Below are 16,972 nucleotides of genomic sequence, written 5' to 3'. Positions count from 1 at the left end.
TCCGCCTTGCAGCTGCACGCGCCAGACCCCGCTCGGGTCGGTCAGGACGAACCGTCGGTCACAGCCAGCCTGATCCAAACGACAGGCCCTAGTGCGCCGCGCCTCCCGTGCGCGTCGGGCCGGTCCGCGGCGCGTCCGGGGCCGGTTCCGTCAGTACGCGTGAGCCGCCCACCGGCAGGTCCCACAGGTCGTCCCGGTCCAGGCCCGCCTTCTCCCAGGCCGCCCGCACCCGGGTGAGCGGTTCGAGCACGGGTTCCGCCGAGAGGACGAAGGTGCCCCAGTGCATGGGCGCCATGCGGCGGGCGCCGAGGTCGACGGCGGCCCGCACCGCCTCCTCCGGGTCGCAGTGGACGTCGCGGAGCCACCAGCGGGGCTCGTACGCGCCGATGGGCAGCAGGGCGAGGTCGATGCCGGGGTGACGCCGGCCGATGCGGGAGAACCAGTGGCCGTAGCCGGTGTCGCCCGCGAAGTACACGCGCTGTCCGTCGCCGTCCGTGAGGACCCAGCCGCCCCACAGGGTGCGGCAGGTGTCGGTCAGGCTGCGCTTGGACCAGTGGTGGGAGGGGACGAAGTCGAAGCGGACGCCGTGCAGTTCGGCCGCCTCCCACCAGTCGAGCTCGGTGACCGCGGTGAACCGGCGGCGCCTGAACCAGCGGGCGAGCCCGGCCGGCACGAACACGGGTGTGTCGCGCGGCAGCCGGCGCAGCGTCGGGGCGTCCAGGTGGTCGTAGTGGTTGTGGCTGATGACGACCGCGTCGACGCGGGGCAGCGCGCTCCAGGGCACTCCGACGGGCGTGACGCGGGCCGGGGTTCCGAGGATCCTGCGGGACCAGACGGGGTCGGTGAGGACGGTGAGCCCGCCTATCCGGATCACCCAACTCGCGTGCCCCGCCCAGGAGACGGCGACCGTGCGGGCGTCCACCCGGGGCAGCGGGCCCGGTGCGTACGGCAGTCGGGGGACGTCGGCGAGGCCGTCGGCGTCGGGACGCAGCGCGCCCTCGCGGGCGAAGCGCGCGAAGGCACGCAGTCCGGGCAGCGGCGCGGTGAGCCGGTCGGCGAAGGACCGCGGCCAGGACCGCCGTTCGCCGAGCGGCCGCGGCTCGGCGGGCGGTGCGGGTGCGTCGCGCCTCTCGTGCAGGACGAGGGCTTCGTGGGGGGCGAGGGATTCGAGAGCTTCGTGGGGGGTGAGCGCGGGCGGCGGCCCGGCCTCCGGGCGCGGCGCGGACGCCGGGCCTTCGGTGTCCTGCGGAGTCGTCGTGGTCGATTCGGACTGCTGCGTCATCGAGGAGGCTCCCATCGCTGAGCGTCGTCGCGTAGTTCGTCGAAGGCCGAACCCAGGTGGGTCAACGCGCGTTGCACGTGCGGCAGTTGTAACGGCGCGGGCGACGTGAGGCATTCCTCGCGCTCCTGTGCCGTCGTACCGAGCAGCGGACCGGTGGACAGTCGCACCCGGAGCGCCGCCAGGTCGTCGCCGAAGCGGTGGCCGCCCGGGGCGGGGTGGCCGAGGCGGGCGGTGAGGTGGTCCTCCAGCTCCTGGGCGTCGCCGACGCCCCGGTCGGCGAGCGGGTCGCGCAGCGGGCCGAGGTCCACGTAGAGGTGCCGGCCGGCCCGCGGCGGCCTGGCGAGGGCGCCCGCGTCGACCACGGCTTGGTGCACGGCGCCCGCCACGGCCGCGTGCAGGCGGGCCGCCGCGGTGAGCCGTTCGGTGACTTCGCCGGGTTCACCGAGCGCGTACGCGGCCGCCGCGGCGACCGGGTCGGCGAGCCGGGCGCCGAGCGCGGTCAGCACGTCGAGGACGCGGGCGCGCAGCGCGGAGCCGTACGGGGTGCCGGGGAGGCGGGCGACCGCGGCGGGCCAGCCGAGCGGCAGGAAGGGCCCGGAGAGGTCGGTGAGGACGGTGACGTCGTCCGGCAGCATCTCGGCGGGGCTGAGGAACACGGTGTCGAGGGGCTGGTGCAGGGTGTCGCGCCAGGTCTCGTCGCTGATCACGTGCAGGCCCTCGCCGACGGCGGCCTCCACGGCCTCGTGGACGGTCTCGGGCGGCGCGACGGTGGCCGTGGGGTCGTCGGCGACGGAGAGCACGAGCAGCCGCGGGTCGCCGCCCTCGGCGCGGACTCTGCGCACGGTCTCCAGGAGCGCGTACGGGTCCGGGACGCCGCCGCACTCGGCGGGGGTCGCCACATGGAACGCCGATCTCCCCAGCAGCCGGGTCTGCGGGGTCCACCAGGCGGCGCACGGCCGCGGCAGCAGGACGTCGCCGCCGACCGCCGCGGTCAGCGCGAGCAGCAGGGAGGGGGCGCCGGGCGAGGCGGCCACCCGGTCGGCGCCGGCGGGCAGTCCGCGACGGGCCCAGTAGCCGCAGGCGGCGTCGAGCAGTGCGGGACCGCCGCCCGCGGGCTCGGCGCCTGCCCGGCCGGCGGACGCGGCGAGCACGTCGGAGAGTCCGGGCAGCAGGGGCAGGCCCTGATCGGGCAGGGGCGGGCCGTAGCGAACGGGACCGTGCCCCTCCGGGTACGTCCGCCGCATACGTGCCTCCGCGCAGTCCGTGGTGCCGTGCCCTGTCCTCGCCCGTGGCCGGTGACCGGTCCCGTACCGTTCGTCGCCCTGGGCATCTCCCTACCCCGGGACCCCAGGAGCCATGGGTGACCGTCTGGTTGCGCCCGTCACAGGTTCAGCGGCGGCGGCCGGCGGGGCCCCCGCTCCGCAGCCGGTAGGCGGCGGCGCCGACCGCGCCGGCGATCAGGACGCCGCCGGCGATCAGCGCCGGGAGCGAGTCGGTGAAGGCGCCGCCCTCTCCGGCGCGCACGCCGCGCCGGGAGCCGACGGCGGGGTCCTCGCCGGGGTCGCGGGAGGCGGCGCCCTCGCGGGTGCCGCTGTCCTGGGTGGCGCCGTCGCGGGAGGCCTGGTGCTCGTCGGGCGCGGGACTCCGGGTATCGGGCCCCACCCCTTCGGGGACGGAGTCCGGCCCGACCGCGTCCGGTCCCACACCGCCGAGGTCACCGACGCCGGGGCCGACGTCCTCGGGCCGCACGGCGTCCGGCCCCACGGCGTCCGGCCCGATGTCGCCGGGGCGCACGTCGTCCGCGCTGCCGCTCGCGGTTCCCGCTTCCGCGGCGTCCGGGCCCGCGTCCTCGGACCTGACGGCGTCCGGGCCCAGGGCCCGCGGATCCGCGTCCGCGACGGGCAGGGGCGCGGCCGGGCCGAAAGCCGGTGCCCCCTGGTCGGCGGCGACCGAGTACGGTCCGGCGCGGCGGTCCTCGTAGCCCTCCTGGCCCGCGTCGATGTGTGGGGGCGCGCTCGCGCCGGTTTCCTCGCGGGCCACGGGGGCGGTGACCGCGCCCGGGGCGACGGTACGGGGACCGTCCTCCGCGGCCGGGTCCGCGAACGCGGCCGAGGCGAATGCACCCAGGGCGGCACTGGCCAGGGCGGTGGCGGACAGGACACGGGCGGTACGGCGCATGGGATGGGCTCCTTCAGCCGGCTCTCCGGTGAGGGCACGGCCGTCGTGCCCCCAGACCCCATGACAGCCCCGCCGACGCCGCCCCGCTCGCCACCGGGCCCATTCGCGCTATCCGAGCCACCGGACGGGGGACACGAGGCCCTCTGCCGAGGCCGCGGAGGCGGTCCGGAACCCGCCGCACCGACACGGAGGCGGCAGCAACCGGTACGCCGGAAGGCGAGCGACCCGGCGGCGCCGACTCGCGCACCGGGCGACGGCACCCTGACGGCCAGGCAAGGGCCGCCCCACCCACGCCACGCCGGTGACGGCCCCACCCACGCGGGCACGAGGCCGACGTGAAGCCGGGCCGCACCCCCGAGGGCGCTGGGTTGACCTGAAGCCGACCGCACCCACGCGGGCGATGGGCCGACCTGAAACCGGCCGCACCCACCCGAAGGCGGCAACCCCCCGGCCACCGCAAGGGCGGGCAAACCTGCACCCCCCAACCCCCGCGGACGGGACCCACACCCCGCCACCGCTGGACAGAACAGCGCCGCACCGGCGGACGGGACGGGGTCCACTCCCGCCTTCCGGCGGCACCGTCGGCGTCCGCCCGCGCGCCGGCGTCAGGCCCCCGCCGCACACGCGAAAGCGAGACGCGGCCCAGCCGCGCCTCGCCACCAGGTCGACCAGGCGGAGCGCTACGCGGCGTCGCGCATGATCTGTTCCCGCAGCCGGCTGCAGCAGCGGCTGATCAGCCGCGAGACGTGCATCTGCGAGATGCCGAGTTCGTCGGCGATGCGGCTCTGTGTCATGTCGTTGAAGAACCGCATGTAGAGGATGGCGCGCTCCCGCTCCGGCAGCGCCTGAAGGCGGGGCTTGACGGCCTCCCGGTCGATGACGGTGTCCAGCGCCGGGTCGGGCGAGCCGAGGGCCTCGCTGAGCGAGTAGCCGTCCTCGCTGCCCGACAGCTCGGCGTCGAGCGAGAGCGCCGTGAAGCTCTCCAGCGCCTCGAGACCGGTCAGCGCCTCCTCCTCGCTCATGTGGGCGTGCTCGGCGATCTCGGCGACGGTGGGCCTGCGACCGGTGATGGTCTGCGACAGGTCCTGGCCGGCGAACCGCACGCGGTTGCGCAGATCCTGGACGCGGCGCGGCACGTGCAGGGTCCACATGTGATCGCGGAAGTGCCGCTTGATCTCGCCGGTGATGGTGGGTACGGCGTAGCTCTCAAAGGCGTTGCCGAGCTCAGGGTTGTACCGGTCGACGGCCTTGACCAGCCCGAGTGCGGCGACCTGGCGCAGGTCCTCGTAGCTCTCGCCGCGGCTGCGGAACCGCCCCGCGAGCCGTTCGGCCATCGGCAGCCAGGCTTCGACGATCCGGTCCCGGAGTGCGTCACGCTGCCGGCCCGCGGGGAGCGCGGCGAGCTTGCGGAATGCCTCGGCGGTGTCGGGGGCGTCGTCGTGCGGGTGGTGCTTCACGCTCGCTTGGCTTCGCATGGTGTGTCGCAACTCCCTTGAGGGGTGCCTGAGATGGACAGTCACCGTGGGAGCGCGCCCGTGCGCCGGACGGAAACACCCGGGGCGCGGTTCGTTCGCTCCCACGGACGTGCCTCCTGTCCGAAGCACTGAGACGCGCCTGCCCCGAGTCATGCGCGGCAAACACCACAGGTTTTCGCGGGTGAGGGGTGGTGACTCGGTAGGCGGTACGTCTGTACCCCTTTTCTTCGGGAGGTCCTGTTATGAGCAAGAAGGTCGCCGATCACGTCCTCGAGCGCTTGCGCGAGTGGGGCGTGGAGCAGGTCTTCGGCTATCCCGGGGACGGCATCAACGGCCTGCTGGCGGCCTGGGGCAGGGCGGAGGACCAGCCGCGGTTCGTCCAGTCGCGGCACGAGGAGATGTCCGCGTTCCAGGCGGTGGGATACGCCAAGTTCAGCGGCCGGCTCGGCGTGTGCGCGGCCACGTCGGGGCCGGGTGCGATCCATCTGCTGAACGGGCTGTACGACGCCAAGCTCGACCATGTCCCGGTGCTGGCGATCGTCGGCCAGACCCACCGCAGCGCGATGGGCGGCTCGTACCAGCAGGAGGTCGACCTCCACACGCTCTTCAAGGACGTCGCGTCGGACTTCGTGGAGACGGTGACCGTCCCCGAGCAGCTGCCGAACGTCCTGGACCGCGCGATCCGCACCGCCTGCGCGCGCCGCGCGCCCACCGCCGTGATCATCCCCGGTGACGTGCAGGAGCTCGACTACGCGCCGCCCACGCACGAGTTCAAGATGGTCCCCTCCAGCCTGGACTTCGGTTCGTGGTCCACGGCCCCCTCGCAGGAGTCCCTGGAGCGAGCCGCCGAGGTCCTCAACTCCGGTGAGAGGACGGCGATCCTGATCGGCCAGGGCGCGGCGGGGGCGCGCGCGGAGGTGGAGCGGGTCGCCGAGCTGCTCGGCGCCGGCGTCGCCAAGGCCCTGCTCGGCAAGGACGCGCTGAGTGACGAACTCCCCTATGTCACCGGGTCGATCGGCCTGCTCGGCACGCGTCCCTCGTACGAGTTGATGCGCGACTGCGACACCCTGCTGACCATCGGGTCCTCCTTCCCGTACTCGCAGTTCCTGCCGGAGTTCGGCAAGGCGCGGGCCGTGCAGATCGACCTCGACCCGCACATGATCGGGATGCGTTATCCGTACGAGGTGAATCTGGTCGGCGACGCGAAGGCGACACTGGAGCGGCTCATCCCGCTGCTGGAGGGGGGCCGGGGCCGCGAGTGGTACGACACGGTCTGCGCGAACGTCACGCGCTGGCGCGAGGTGATGCGGCGCCGGGCCGAGCAGTCGGCCGACCCGATCAACCCGGAGTACGTCGCGCGGGCCCTGGACCCGCTGCTGCCCGACAACGCGATCGTCACGTCCGACTCCGGGTCGACGTCCAACTGGTACGCCCGCCATCTCACGATGCGGTCCGGTATGCGGTCGTCCCTCTCCGGCACCCTGGCGACGATGGGCTGCGCGGTGCCGTACGCGATCGGCGCGAAGTTCGCCCACCCGGACCGGCCCGTGGTCGCGCTCGTCGGGGACGGGGCGATGCAGATGAACGGGCTGGCCGAGCTGATCACGGCGGCGAAGTACCGGGACCGCTGGGAGGACCCGCGGCTGGTCGTGGGCGTGTGGAACAACCGCGACCTGAACCAGGTCACCTGGGAACTGCGGGCCATGGGCGGTGCCCCCTCGTTCCTGCCCTCGCAGGGGCTGCCCGACGTGCAGTACGCCTCCTTCGCCCGCTCGCTGGGGCTGACCGGTATCCGGGTGGAGAAGCCGGAGGACGTCGAGGCGGCCTGGCGCGCGGGACTGGAGGCTGACGGCCCGGCGGTGATCGAGTTCCTCACCGACCCCGCGGTGCCGCCCATTCCGCCGCACGCCACCTGGGAGCAGATGGAGTCCACCGCGGCCGCCGTCCTGAAGGGCGACGCCGACCGCGGCGCCATGATCCGCCAGGGCCTCAAGGCCAAGGTCCAGGAATTCCTGCCGGGCCACGACAAGCGCGGGAAGTGATCATCCCGGCCGCCGGCGCATGTGTCGTCCCCGGACGGACGGGTACGCGACGAGGCGGTCGTGCACACCGGGCCGCCGCGGCGGTACGGGACCGACGAGGAACCACCGCGCCGCCCGCGGGCGGCGGACGCCGGCTGACGGAGCGTGCCGCGCGCGCGGTCCGCCCCCGGGGCCGGGAAAGGAGACCGAACACCATGCGCATCGCGTTCCTGGTGGCGCCGGAGGGCGTCGAGCAGATCGAACTGACCGACCCCTGGCAGGCGGTGACCGACGCGGGCCACGAGCCCGTCCTGGTCTCGACGGAGCCGGGCGAGATCCAGGCCTTCAACCACCTCGACAAGGCGGACACCTTCCCCGTGGACGAGGTCGTCGGCGACGTGTCCGCCGACTCCTTCGACGGGCTGGTCCTGCCGGGCGGCGTGGCCAACCCGGACGCCCTGCGGACGGAGGAGCGGGCGGTGTCCTTCGTACGCGACTTCTTCGACTCGGGCCGCCCGGTCGCCGCGATCTGCCACGCGCCGTGGACCCTGGTCGAGGCGGACGTCGTCTCCGGACGTGTGCTGACCTCGTGGCCCAGCCTGCGCACGGACATCACCAACGCGGGCGGCACCTGGGTCGACGAGCAGGTGCAGATCTGCGACCACGGGCCGAACACCCTGGTGACCAGCCGCAAGCCGGACGATCTCAAGGCGTTCGACGAGGCTTTCCTCGCCGAGTTCGCGAAGGGGACGCAGAAGACCGCCTGAGGCTCCCCCGACGTGCCGCGACCCGTGTCCGGGCCGTCCTCGGGCCCGGCCACGGGTCGCGTCGCGCGTGGCAGCGCGTCGTCCTGCGTGTCGGCACGGTCACGAAGCCGCTGCCCCGGCGTGCGGGTCAGCGGCGCCCTGCGTTTCAGCACGTGGGGGCGGTTCAGCGCTCCCGGGCGCCCTCCCGGGTGCGGCCAGGCGTGATCGGGCGACGCGGGTGGCGGCGCAGGTACTCGCCCTCGAGTTGCGCCATGCGCTCGTTGTGGATCCGCAGTGCGTCGTTGGAACCGTGCAGGAGCGCGTCGTGGCGCGTGCGGTGGATCGTCTCCAGCTCTCTCATCAGCTGCTGGTCGTCCAGCCGGCCCGGGTCGACTCCGGTCATCGCGGTACCCCGATCGTCGTCGTGATCCTTCGGTGCGGTCCGGGTACCGGCCCGGCCGGCACCACCCCGAGCGGCCTTTGGGAGGGAGCCGTGGAACTCGCCTGTCCTCTCCACTCTACGAAGATCCGGGGCCCACGGCCTCCGTGGAGCTACCGGGCCCGCTCCACCCGGCGCTCGTCCCACACCGGCTCGGCCGTCTCCCGTACCCGGCCGTCCGACCCGAAGACGAGATAGCGGTCGAAGGACCGGGCGAACCAGCGGTCGTGGGTGACCGACAGCACCGTCCCGTCGTACGCCTCCAGACCCTCCTGGAGGGCCTCCGCCGACTCCAGGTCGAGGTTGTCGGTGGGCTCGTCAAGGAGCAGCGCCGTGGAGCCCTCGAGCTCCAGGAGCAGGATCTGGAAACGGGCCTGCTGCCCGCCGGACAGCTTCTCGAAGCGCTGCTCGGCCTGGGCGGTCAGCTCGTAGCGGCGCAGCCTGGACATGGCAGCCCCCCGGTCCTGCGCGTGCTCGGTCCACAGGATGTCGAGCAGGGGGCGGCCCGCCAGCTCGGGGTGGGCGTGCGTCTGCGCGAAGTGGCCGGGCACGACGCGGGCGCCGAGCTTCCACTCGCCCGTGTGCGCCACGTCCCCGCCGGCGAGCAGGCGCAGGAAGTGCGACTTGCCCGAGCCGTTGGAACCGAGCACCGCGACCCGCTCCCCGTAGAAGATCTCCAGGTCGAAGGGCTTCATCAGGCCGGTGAGTTCGAGTCCCTTGCAGGTGACGGCCCGGACGCCGGTGCGGCCGCCGTGCAGCCGCATCCTGATGTCCTGCTCGCGCGGCGGCTCCGGCGGCGGGCCGGCCTCCTCGAACTTCCGCAGCCGGGTCTGCGCCGCCGCGTACCGGGACGCCAACTCGTGGCTGATGGAGGCCGCCTGACGCAGGTTCAGCACAAGCTTCTTCAGCTGGGCGTGCTTCTCGTCCCAGCGGCGCCGCAGTTCCTCGAAGCGGGCGAAGCGCTCCCGGCGCGCCTCGTGGTACGTCGCGAAACCGCCGCCGTGCACCCAGGCGTCCGCGCCGGTGGGGCTGGGCTCGACGCTCACGATCTTCTCGGCGGCGCGGGCGAGCAGTTCACGGTCGTGAGAGACGAAGAGGACCGTCTTGCGTGTCTCCTTGAGCCGCTCCTCCAGCCAGCGCTTGCCGGGGACGTCGAGGTAGTTGTCCGGCTCGTCGAGCAGCAGCACCTCGTCGGTGCCGCGCAGCAGCGCCTCCAGTACGAGGCGCTTCTGCTCGCCTCCGGACAGCGTCCGCACCTGACGCCACTGCGCCTTCTCGTAGGGCACACCGAGCGCCGCCATGGTGCAGATGTCCCAGAGCGTCTCGGACTCGTACCCGCGGACCTCGGCCCAGTCGGAGAGGGCCTGCGCGTACTTCAGCTGGGCGGCCTCGTCGTCGACGGTCATGATCCCGTGCTCGGCGACGTCGACCGCCCGGGCGGCCTCGCGGATGCGCGGCGGCGCCACGGACACCAGCAGTTCACGGACGGTCGTCTCGTCCCGCACCGAGCCGACGAACTGGCGCATCACGCCGAGGCCGCCGGTCACGGTGACCGTGCCGCCGTGCGGCTTCAGCTCTCCGGAGATCAGGCGCAGCAGGGTCGTCTTCCCCGCCCCGTTCGGGCCGACGAGGGCCACGACGGACCCTTCCCCCACCCGGAACGACACATCGCCGAGCAGCGGCCTCCCGTCGGGGAGGTAGTACTCAAGATGTGCGGCTTCGAGGTGTCCCATGGTCAGGCATTGTCCGGGGCGCCGGGCCCGCCGGGCAAACGCATATCGGCAGGGTGCCCGCGTGACCCGGTCCCGGGCCTCCTGCACCCTGCACCCCTGCACCCCTGCACCCCTGCACCCCTGCACCCGGTGCCGGTGCCCGGGCAGGAATCGTCCGCCCGTGGGTACCAGGATCCCCATGACTGCGACCCCAGACGTCGACCTCACCGTCCGCCCTCCGGGCCACCACGTTCTGCGGGACCGGCTCCTGGCGGCCGACTGCCGCCTCTTCGAGGGGGTCGCGGCACGGCACTGGCCGGGCTGCGACCGCCTGCTGCCGCGGCTGAGCCGGAGCGCGAACCACGGCGCGCTCTGGTTCGCGACGGCTGCGGCGCTCGCCGCGACCCGCAGCCCCCGGGCCCGCCGCGCCGCCGCCCGCGGTCTCGCCTCACTCACCCTGGCGTCCGCCACCATCAACACCGTCGGCAAGCGCTCGGTGCGCCGTACCCGGCCCGCGCTGGACCCCGTCCCGCTGGTCCGGCGGCTCAAACGGCAGCCCATCACGACGTCGTTCCCCTCCGGGCACTCCGCGTCGGCCGCGGCCTTCGCGACGGGCGTGGCCATGGAGTCCCGCGGCTGGGGAGCCGCGGTGGCACCTCTGGCGACCGCGGTGGCCCTCTCCCGCGTCTACACCGGCGTCCACTTCCCTAGCGACGTACTCGTCGGCGCGGCCCTCGGGGTGGGGGCCGCGTACGCGGTGCGGGGACTCGTTCCGGCCGAGGACCGGGACCGGATGCCGCCCCCGGCGGGGCACCCGGCGAAGGCGGAGGCCCGGCCGGGTCCTCCGCCCGACAGTCCGGAACTGACAGCCCATCAGACCGCATGATGAGATCGACATCTCACCATGCGGCACGGCGGCGTACGGTGGCGCCATCGCCCCGCGGAGCAGCGGCTCCGCGGGCCCGTACGCCGACAAGGGGAACGGTCATGCCGAAGCCGCAGGAGACCGCCGTCTACACACACGGCCACCACGAGTCCGTACTGCGCTCCCACACCTGGCGCACCGCCGCCAACTCGGCCGGCTACCTCCTCGGCTCCCTGAAGCCCCACATGAAGGTGCTGGACATCGGCTGCGGCCCGGGCACGATCACCGCCGACCTGGCGGCCCTGGTCCCCGAAGGCCGGGTCACGGGCGTCGACAGCGCTCCGGGGGTCCTGGACCAGGCCCGCGCCACGGCGGCGGAGCGCGGCCTCGGGAACGTGGACTTCGCGGTCGCCGACGTCCACGCGCTGGACCACCCGGACGACACGTTCTGCGTGGTGCACGCCCACCAGGTCCTCCAGCACGTCGGCGACCCGGTGCGGGCGCTGCGCGAGATGCACCGGGTCACCCGGCCGGGCGGGCTCGTCGCGGTCCGGGACTCGGACTACTCGGCGATGACCTGGTATCCGCGGTCCGCGGGCATGGACGACTGGCTGGACCTGTATCTGCGGGTGGCCCGCGGCAACGGCGGGGAGCCGGACGCGGGCCGCCGGCTCAGGTCCTGGGCGCTGCGGGCCGGGTTCACCGACGTCACGGCCACCTCGAGCACCTGGACCTTCGCCACCGCGGACGAGCGCCGGTGGTGGAGCGGCCTGTGGGCCGACCGCACCCTCGCCTCGGCGTATGCGGAGCGGGCCACGGAGGGTGGCCACGCGACCGCGGAGCAGTTGCGGGCGGTGTCCGGGGCGTGGCGCGCGTGGGGCGAGCGGGAGGACGGCTGGTTCGCCGTCCTGCACGGGGAAATTCTCTGCCGCAAAGACGCTTGATTCGGGCATATCGGGAAACCCGCCCGGCAGGAGGTTCACATCATGGTTCCCATCCTGCTGGTACTGCTTCTGGTGCTGATTCTCTTCGGTGCCGGATTCGCGCTGAAAATTCTCTGGTGGATCGCCCTGGTGGTGCTGGTGCTGTGGCTCCTGGGGTTCCTGGTACGCGGCACGAACGGTTCGGGAGGCCGGGGCCGCTGGTATCGCTGGTAGCCCCGTTCCCGACGCAGGCCCCGGACCGCTGCCGCTCCCGGAGAGCTACTCCCTGGGCAGCAGCGGTCCCAACGGCCCGAGGTCCAGATTCAGGTCCTCGGGCTTCAGCCCGTAGCGGTCGCGCAGTTCGGCCATCCGCTCGTCGAGCAGCATCAGGGTGAGCCCGATGCGCTCCTCCTGGTCCTCCGAGAGGTCACCCGTGTCGAACCGCCGCACGGCCTGCCGCTCCATGAGCTGGCGCAGCAGTTCCACGACGGTCAGCACGAGCTTGATGAGGTCGCGCTCGACGGTGTCGGGTTCGAGTTCCACCCGGTTGCGCCCGGCGGGCTTCCTCCCGGCCGGGGTCTGCTCCTCCCCGGCCGTGAGCTGTTCCTCCCCGGACGTGACCGTCTCTTCCTGAGGCGGCGCCGACGCCGCCGGCCCGGTCACGGGCGCCTGCTCGCCGGCAGGCGTCGGGCCGGTCACGGCGAGTCCCGGAAGGGCGAGGGGACCTGCTCGTTCACCGAGCTGATGAGGGCGTTCAGGTCGATGCGGACGAGGTCGACATCGGCGATCCGCAGGGTGATGTCCCCGGTGATGACGACCCCGCCCGCGAGCAGCCGGTCGAGCAGGTCGACCAGCGCGACCTCACGTCGTTCCACGACGGTCACGGCCCCGCCTCCCCGGAACCGTTCGCCTCGTCCTCCAGGCCGGCGAAGGAGTACGCGGCCCAGGGCCCGGTGAGTTCCACGCGCAGCCCCGGCTCGTCGTCCTTCGTACGGTCCACGAGTTCGACAAAGGCCTCCGACTCCGCACGGGACACGAGATAGGCCGCGTTGAGCACGTTGCGGCCCGATTCCCGGGAGATCGCGGCGTTCTGCGGGGCGTGCAGCCGGGCGTCCTCCGCGTGGGCGGAGAGACTGTCGTGCAGCCGGCGCGAGAAAGTCTCGGCCTTCTGCCACATCGCGTCCTGCGACTTGGAGCGCATACGGCGCTGCCGCAGATAGTCCCGCCCCGTCGCGGGCTTGGCCGCCTGGGCCGCCTCGGCGGACTCCGCCTCGGCGTAGACCTTGACGCCCCACTCCACGCGGCCGTCGAGCCGGTCGAGGGTCCGGCGGAGCGCGTCCTCGCGCGCCTCGATCATGGTGCGCACGCCGCTGTCGTCCCGGAACACCGTGGCGAGCCGCAGCGGCAGCGGCGTCGTCACGGCGGTGAGCGCGTCGATCACGCTCTGGTGGGCCCGCGCGGTGTCGCTCAGCCAGTCGAGGTCCTCCAGATGCCGCCGCAGCGGTGCCTCGGCGAAGTCCGCCTCCGGCACCGTGCTGACGACGGCGACCAGGCCGTGGTGCGTCAGCCGACCGGGGGGCGCGCCCGCCACCCCCGTCACATCGGCCTGCAGAGCCGCGTCGAAGGGGCGGCAGACGGCGTAGACGTACCGCAGTCCGCTCATGGTGCTTCCTCCTCCTCGCGCTCCGCGCGTCCCCGCTCCAGCTGTTCCATCTCGGCGAGATGGGCGCGCAACTCGGCGTTCTCGCGGGCGAGCTGGTTGTGGTGCGCGCGAGAGGACAGCGCCGGGTCGTCCTCCCACCAGTCGATCCCCATCTCCTTCGCCTTGTCGACGGAGGCGACGATGAGCCGGAGCTTGATGGTGAGCAGCTCGATGTCGAGCAGGTTGATCCGGATGTCTCCCGCGATCACGATGCCCTTGTCGAGCACGCGCTCCAGGATGTCGGCGAGGTTCGCGCCACCGCCCTGTCCGTACGGCTCGGGAATCCGACCCGGCGTCGTCATCGGCGACTCCCGCTGACGGCCGGCTCGTCCTCTTCCTCGTACTCCGCTTCCTCGGCGTCCGCGGGCTCGGCCTCGGCGTCCTCGGATTCGGCGTCCTCGGCCTCGGGGTCGTCCTCTTCGGCGTACTCGGCCTCGGGGTCGTCGTCCTCGGTGTACTCGGCCTCGGGCTCACCCTCGGGGTCGTCCTCGTCGACGTACTCGCCCTCGGGGTCGTCCTCGTAGGACTCCTCCGGCTCGTCCGCCTCCGCGTCCGCGGACTCCTGGTCCGTCTCCTCCTCGTCGCCCTCGTACTCGTCCTCGGGGCCGTCCTCGGACTCGGCGGCGCTCTGCTCCTCCTCGATCGCGTCCTCGTGGCTGCGGACGACCTCGCCGTCGCGGATCTCTCCGCGCCAGCCGTCCTCCGCCTCGCCCTTGAGCGTGATGAAGCGGGCGTAGTTCTTCAGGTCGAGCCGTGCCCTGCGGCCCTGGGCGCGCCAGATGTTGCCGGTCTTCTCGAACAGCCCCTTGGGGTAGTACTCGATGACCAGCAGGACGCGGGTGAGGTTCTCCGCCAGCTCGTGGAAGGTGACGACACCCTTGGTCGTGCCCTTGGCGCCCTCGGACGTCCAGGAGATCCGCTGGTCCGGCACCTGCTCGGTGGTGTGCGCCTTCCAGCTGCGACTGGACCAGAAGACCTTCATCTGCCAGTCGGAGGTGGTGTCGTCGGCGCGGTTCGCGCTTTTGACGCCCTTCGCGAAGGTGCTGAAGTCCTGGAACTGGGTCCACTGGTCGTACGCGGTGCGCAGCGGCACCCCGACGTCGATGAACTCCAGGATGACCGTGGGCTTCTGGCCCGCGCCGCCCTTGCGCCTGCCCTTGCCGCCGACCAGGTTCTTGAAGGCGCCGACCACACCGTCCTTGGCGTGCCCGGCACCGACCTCCACGGCGGACCGCAGCGGACTCTTGCCCTCCGCCAGCTTGCGGCCGCCGTCGAGGGCGAGCTTGGCGAAGCCGGGGCTGTTGCCCTCCGCTATGTCGTTGAGCTTGACGGTGGTCTGGCCGAGCTTCTGCCCGACGCCGACCAGCAACCGCTGTGCCTGCGCGGACAGATAGTCCTGGACCTCCGACTTCAGGCGGTCGGCGGCCTCGCTCTGCACGACGGACGTGATCGGGTTGTCCTTGGCCTTCTTGGCCGCGGATCCGAGAGCGTCAGCCATCGTCGCGGCCCCCCTCCGACTGCCGGGACCGCGGGACGCGGCGTGCGGCGGTCTTCGTGGCGCCCGTCTTCTTGGCGGACGTCTTCCTGGCCGCCGCGGCGGTCTTCCTGGCCGGGGCCTTCTTGGCGGCGCCCTGCTTCTGCGCCGTCTTGGCCGGGGCCTTCTTCGCGGGGGCCTTCTTCCGCGGACGCTCCTCCTCGGCGGACTCCTGCTCGGGAGCCTCGTCCCGGTCGTCGTCCTGCTCCTCGGGCTCGTCCTCGTACCGGTCGTCCGGCTCGTCGTCCTCGTCCTCGTCGTGCCCGGCCGCGTCCGGGCTCACGCCGGAGAGCTGGTTGCGCACGTCCGCGGTACGGCCGTGCAGCCGCTTGGCGAGACCCTCGATCTGCCGCTCGACCAGGGCGCCGGAGGCGGCCTTGCCGACCCCGCGCAGGTCGTTGCGGAGCTGGTCGTTGAGCTCCTTGAACGCCGGGTTGTTCGCCAGCTGCCCGGACACCAGGTCCGCGAGCGCCTTCGGACTCAGCTGCATCCGCTTGCCCGCCACCATGGTGCCGACCGCGAAGGCCAGCTTCATCTTCTTGGTACGTCCGAGGACGTACCCGGCCCCTACGGCGAGGCCCAGTCCTAGTCTGTTCATCCTGTCGTCCCGTTCTCGGGGCCGGCGCCGCCTGTGCGCAGGCTGACTTCGAGCCGGTCCAGCAGGACGTCCTCCTGCTGGTCGAACTCCTCGTCGGTGATCTCTCCGGCCTCCAACTTCGCTTCGAGCTGGGCGAGTTCGGCGCGGACAGCGGACGGGTCGTAGTACTGGCGCTCGGCCTCGGACACCACCTGCTTCATCGCCCAGAGGCTGCCGCGCACAGGTGCGAACGGCAGCATCAGCACCTCGCCGATGAGCCCCATGGGTCTACTCGCCGCCCGCCCGGGCGCCCTGCGTGATGCCGGTGTCCGGCGCGGAGGGGCCGGGCTCGACGAAGCTGTAGGGCGGGAGCGGTCCGTTCACGCGCAGTTCCAGATGCGGCTGGCCGCCCCGGATCTGGTCGACGGTGGCGAGGAAGGTGTCGGCCGACTTGCGGTCCACCAGGAACGACAGGTTGGCCAGCCAGCCGGTGGACTCGGGGCCCTCGCTCACGGCGTCGGCGGCCGGTTCGAGCGTGCGCCTGAGCCCCGCCGCGTCCTCGGCCTCGCGGGCCTGCAGCGCGGCCACGACCATCTCGCCGAGTCGCATCTTGTCCTCGTGCGAGCCGCCGCCCGCCTGCCGGTTGGCCTCGGTCAGCGCGCGGATCTCGGGGTTCTCGCCCATCACGCGGTGCAGGACGGCCTCTTCGTCGTGGCTGGCCTTGACGTTGTACTCGACCTTGCCCGCCAGCGCCTCGAGCCGCTCCCGGTAGTGCTCCGCGCGCTCGGCCAGCACGGAGACGACCGCCTGGTCGTCGGCCGCGACGCTGCCGAAACGCATGGGCAGCACCGTGCCGCCCTCCCCCGCCTCGCTCAGGACGTTCTGGTGGGCGAGCAGGTCCCTGCGCTTGGGGCGCAGCCCTTCGGGGGCGTCGCTGACGATGGCCGCCAGGTCGCCCTCCTTGAGAATGCGTACCGGAAGTGCCGGTGCACCGACTCCGTCGATGCCGTCGGGAAGCGAGGGGTGCGTTCCCTCGGCGATGCCGTAGACGTACGTGCTCACTCCTGCTCCTCCTTCCGGCGCGAAGCCGCGGTCTTACGGGTACGGGGGCGGGACTCGGACTGGCCGTCCTCGCGGGCCTGCTTGAACGCGTCCGATATGGTCTCGGCGGCGCCGGAGAGGGCGCCCTTGGACTTGCCGCGCGCACCGGACTCGGTGAGTTCGCCCATCAGATCGGGCAGTCCGGGATCCTTGTGCGGCCCCGCTTCCAGGTCGAGGCGGTTGCACGCCTCGGCGAAACGCAGATAGGTGTCGACGCTCGCGATGACGACGCGCACGTCGATCTTCAGGATCTCGATGCCCACGAGGGAGACACGCACGAACGCGTCGATGACGATTCCTCGGTCGAGGACGAGCTCCAGGACGTCGTAGAGGCCGCTCGTGCCTCCGGATCCGCCACCTTGCTGTGCCGGGACAACGGTCATACCGTCCGGTCCTCCTAGTCTGTGAGTGTCTGCG

General features: G+C 72.8%; 19 protein-coding genes and 1 pseudogene. 5 read left to right on the top strand and 15 right to left on the bottom strand.

Annotated elements, in window-relative coordinates:
* Positions 1 to 88: 88 nt before the first annotated feature.
* The 4 genes from AC069T_RS15060 to AC069T_RS15045 form a co-directional block, all read right to left on the bottom strand.
* Positions 89 to 1,282: an MBL fold metallo-hydrolase gene (locus AC069T_RS15060; protein WP_478783147.1), complete on the bottom strand. Its 1,194-nt coding sequence runs from the start codon at positions 1,280 to 1,282 to the stop codon at positions 89 to 91.
* Positions 1,279 to 2,526, bottom strand: a complete 1,248-nt coding sequence (locus AC069T_RS15055) for an aminotransferase class I/II-fold pyridoxal phosphate-dependent enzyme (RefSeq protein ID WP_478783146.1) — start codon at positions 2,524 to 2,526, stop codon at positions 1,279 to 1,281. The genes AC069T_RS15060 and AC069T_RS15055 overlap by 4 nt, the downstream gene beginning before the upstream one ends.
* 145 nt (positions 2,527 to 2,671) lie before the next feature.
* On the bottom strand, positions 2,672 to 3,460 hold the full coding sequence (locus AC069T_RS15050) for a hypothetical protein (protein ID WP_478783145.1): 789 nt from the start codon (positions 3,458 to 3,460) through the stop codon (positions 2,672 to 2,674).
* 680 nt (positions 3,461 to 4,140) lie between these two features.
* Entirely contained in the window at positions 4,141 to 4,935 is a 795-nt protein-coding gene (locus AC069T_RS15045) for an RNA polymerase sigma factor SigF (protein WP_478783144.1), read from the bottom strand.
* Between the two features lie 242 nt (positions 4,936 to 5,177).
* Between AC069T_RS15045 and AC069T_RS15040 the strand changes: the two genes are divergently transcribed.
* Both AC069T_RS15040 and AC069T_RS15035 read left to right on the top strand, forming a co-directional pair.
* Positions 5,178 to 6,977, top strand: a complete 1,800-nt coding sequence (locus tag AC069T_RS15040) for a thiamine pyrophosphate-requiring protein (RefSeq protein WP_478783143.1) — start codon at positions 5,178 to 5,180, stop codon at positions 6,975 to 6,977.
* A gap of 194 nt (positions 6,978 to 7,171) precedes the next feature.
* Positions 7,172 to 7,723 carry a type 1 glutamine amidotransferase domain-containing protein gene (locus tag AC069T_RS15035; RefSeq protein ID WP_478783142.1) on the top strand — a complete coding sequence of 184 codons (552 nt, stop codon included), beginning with the start codon at positions 7,172 to 7,174 and terminating at the stop codon, positions 7,721 to 7,723.
* Positions 7,724 to 7,886: 163 nt separating this feature from the next.
* Here the strand turns inward: AC069T_RS15035 and AC069T_RS15030 are convergent, their stop codons facing one another.
* Positions 7,887 to 8,105 carry a DUF6158 family protein gene (locus AC069T_RS15030; RefSeq protein WP_478783141.1) on the bottom strand — a complete coding sequence of 73 codons (219 nt, stop codon included), beginning with the start codon at positions 8,103 to 8,105 and terminating at the stop codon, positions 7,887 to 7,889.
* A gap of 149 nt (positions 8,106 to 8,254) precedes the next feature.
* On the bottom strand, positions 8,255 to 9,874 hold the full coding sequence (locus tag AC069T_RS15025) for an ABC-F family ATP-binding cassette domain-containing protein (RefSeq protein WP_358854580.1): 1,620 nt from the start codon (positions 9,872 to 9,874) through the stop codon (positions 8,255 to 8,257).
* A 178-nt stretch (positions 9,875 to 10,052) separates the two neighbouring features.
* On the opposite strand from AC069T_RS15025, the pseudogene AC069T_RS15020 reads away from it, so the two are divergent.
* The 3 genes and pseudogenes from AC069T_RS15020 to AC069T_RS15010 all read left to right on the top strand — a co-directional run.
* Positions 10,053 to 10,691 (top strand): annotated as a pseudogene (locus AC069T_RS15020) (phosphatase PAP2 family protein); the annotation flags it as partial.
* A gap of 149 nt (positions 10,692 to 10,840) precedes the next feature.
* Entirely contained in the window at positions 10,841 to 11,662 is an 822-nt protein-coding gene (locus AC069T_RS15015; RefSeq protein ID WP_478783140.1) for a class I SAM-dependent methyltransferase, read from the top strand.
* A gap of 42 nt (positions 11,663 to 11,704) precedes the next feature.
* On the top strand, positions 11,705 to 11,875 hold the full coding sequence (locus AC069T_RS15010) for a hydrophobic protein (RefSeq protein ID WP_478783139.1): 171 nt from the start codon (positions 11,705 to 11,707) through the stop codon (positions 11,873 to 11,875).
* 45 nt (positions 11,876 to 11,920) lie between these two features.
* On the opposite strand, the gene AC069T_RS15005 is transcribed toward AC069T_RS15010, so the two are convergent.
* The 9 genes from AC069T_RS15005 to AC069T_RS14965 all read right to left on the bottom strand — a co-directional run bounded on the left by AC069T_RS15005 (position 11,921) and on the right by AC069T_RS14965 (position 16,938).
* Positions 11,921 to 12,184 (bottom strand): gas vesicle protein K, encoded by a 264-nt coding sequence (locus tag AC069T_RS15005; RefSeq protein ID WP_358854615.1) that lies wholly within the window; start codon positions 12,182 to 12,184, stop codon positions 11,921 to 11,923.
* A 152-nt stretch (positions 12,185 to 12,336) separates the two neighbouring features.
* Positions 12,337 to 12,525, bottom strand: coding sequence for a gas vesicle protein (locus AC069T_RS15000; protein ID WP_358854583.1), 189 nt, complete (start codon positions 12,523 to 12,525; stop codon positions 12,337 to 12,339).
* Entirely contained in the window at positions 12,522 to 13,304 is a 783-nt protein-coding gene (locus tag AC069T_RS14995; protein ID WP_478783138.1) for a GvpL/GvpF family gas vesicle protein, read from the bottom strand. The genes AC069T_RS15000 and AC069T_RS14995 overlap by 4 nt, the downstream gene beginning before the upstream one ends.
* Positions 13,301 to 13,645, bottom strand: a complete 345-nt coding sequence (gene gvpJ, locus AC069T_RS14990; protein WP_358854585.1) for a gas vesicle protein GvpJ — start codon at positions 13,643 to 13,645, stop codon at positions 13,301 to 13,303. Before gvpJ ends, AC069T_RS14995 begins: the two co-directional genes overlap by 4 nt.
* Positions 13,642 to 14,841 (bottom strand): SRPBCC family protein, encoded by a 1,200-nt coding sequence (locus AC069T_RS14985; protein ID WP_478783137.1) that lies wholly within the window; start codon positions 14,839 to 14,841, stop codon positions 13,642 to 13,644. Before AC069T_RS14985 ends, gvpJ begins: the two co-directional genes overlap by 4 nt.
* Entirely contained in the window at positions 14,834 to 15,475 is a 642-nt protein-coding gene (locus tag AC069T_RS14980; protein ID WP_478783136.1) for a DNA primase, read from the bottom strand. The genes AC069T_RS14985 and AC069T_RS14980 overlap by 8 nt, the downstream gene beginning before the upstream one ends.
* Entirely contained in the window at positions 15,472 to 15,738 is a 267-nt protein-coding gene (locus AC069T_RS14975; RefSeq protein WP_478783135.1) for a gas vesicle protein GvpG, read from the bottom strand. Before AC069T_RS14975 ends, AC069T_RS14980 begins: the two co-directional genes overlap by 4 nt.
* A 4-nt stretch (positions 15,739 to 15,742) precedes the next feature.
* Positions 15,743 to 16,516 carry a GvpL/GvpF family gas vesicle protein gene (locus AC069T_RS14970; protein WP_478783134.1) on the bottom strand — a complete coding sequence of 258 codons (774 nt, stop codon included), beginning with the start codon at positions 16,514 to 16,516 and terminating at the stop codon, positions 15,743 to 15,745.
* On the bottom strand, positions 16,513 to 16,938 hold the full coding sequence (locus AC069T_RS14965) for a gas vesicle structural protein GvpA (RefSeq protein ID WP_478783133.1): 426 nt from the start codon (positions 16,936 to 16,938) through the stop codon (positions 16,513 to 16,515). Before AC069T_RS14965 ends, AC069T_RS14970 begins: the two co-directional genes overlap by 4 nt.
* Positions 16,939 to 16,972 lie beyond the last annotated feature (34 nt).

The organism is Streptomyces sp. NPDC043867 (assembly GCF_056435845.1).
Note: the sequence above shows the minus strand (reverse complement) of the source record. Positions and strands in the feature narration are given on the sequence as shown.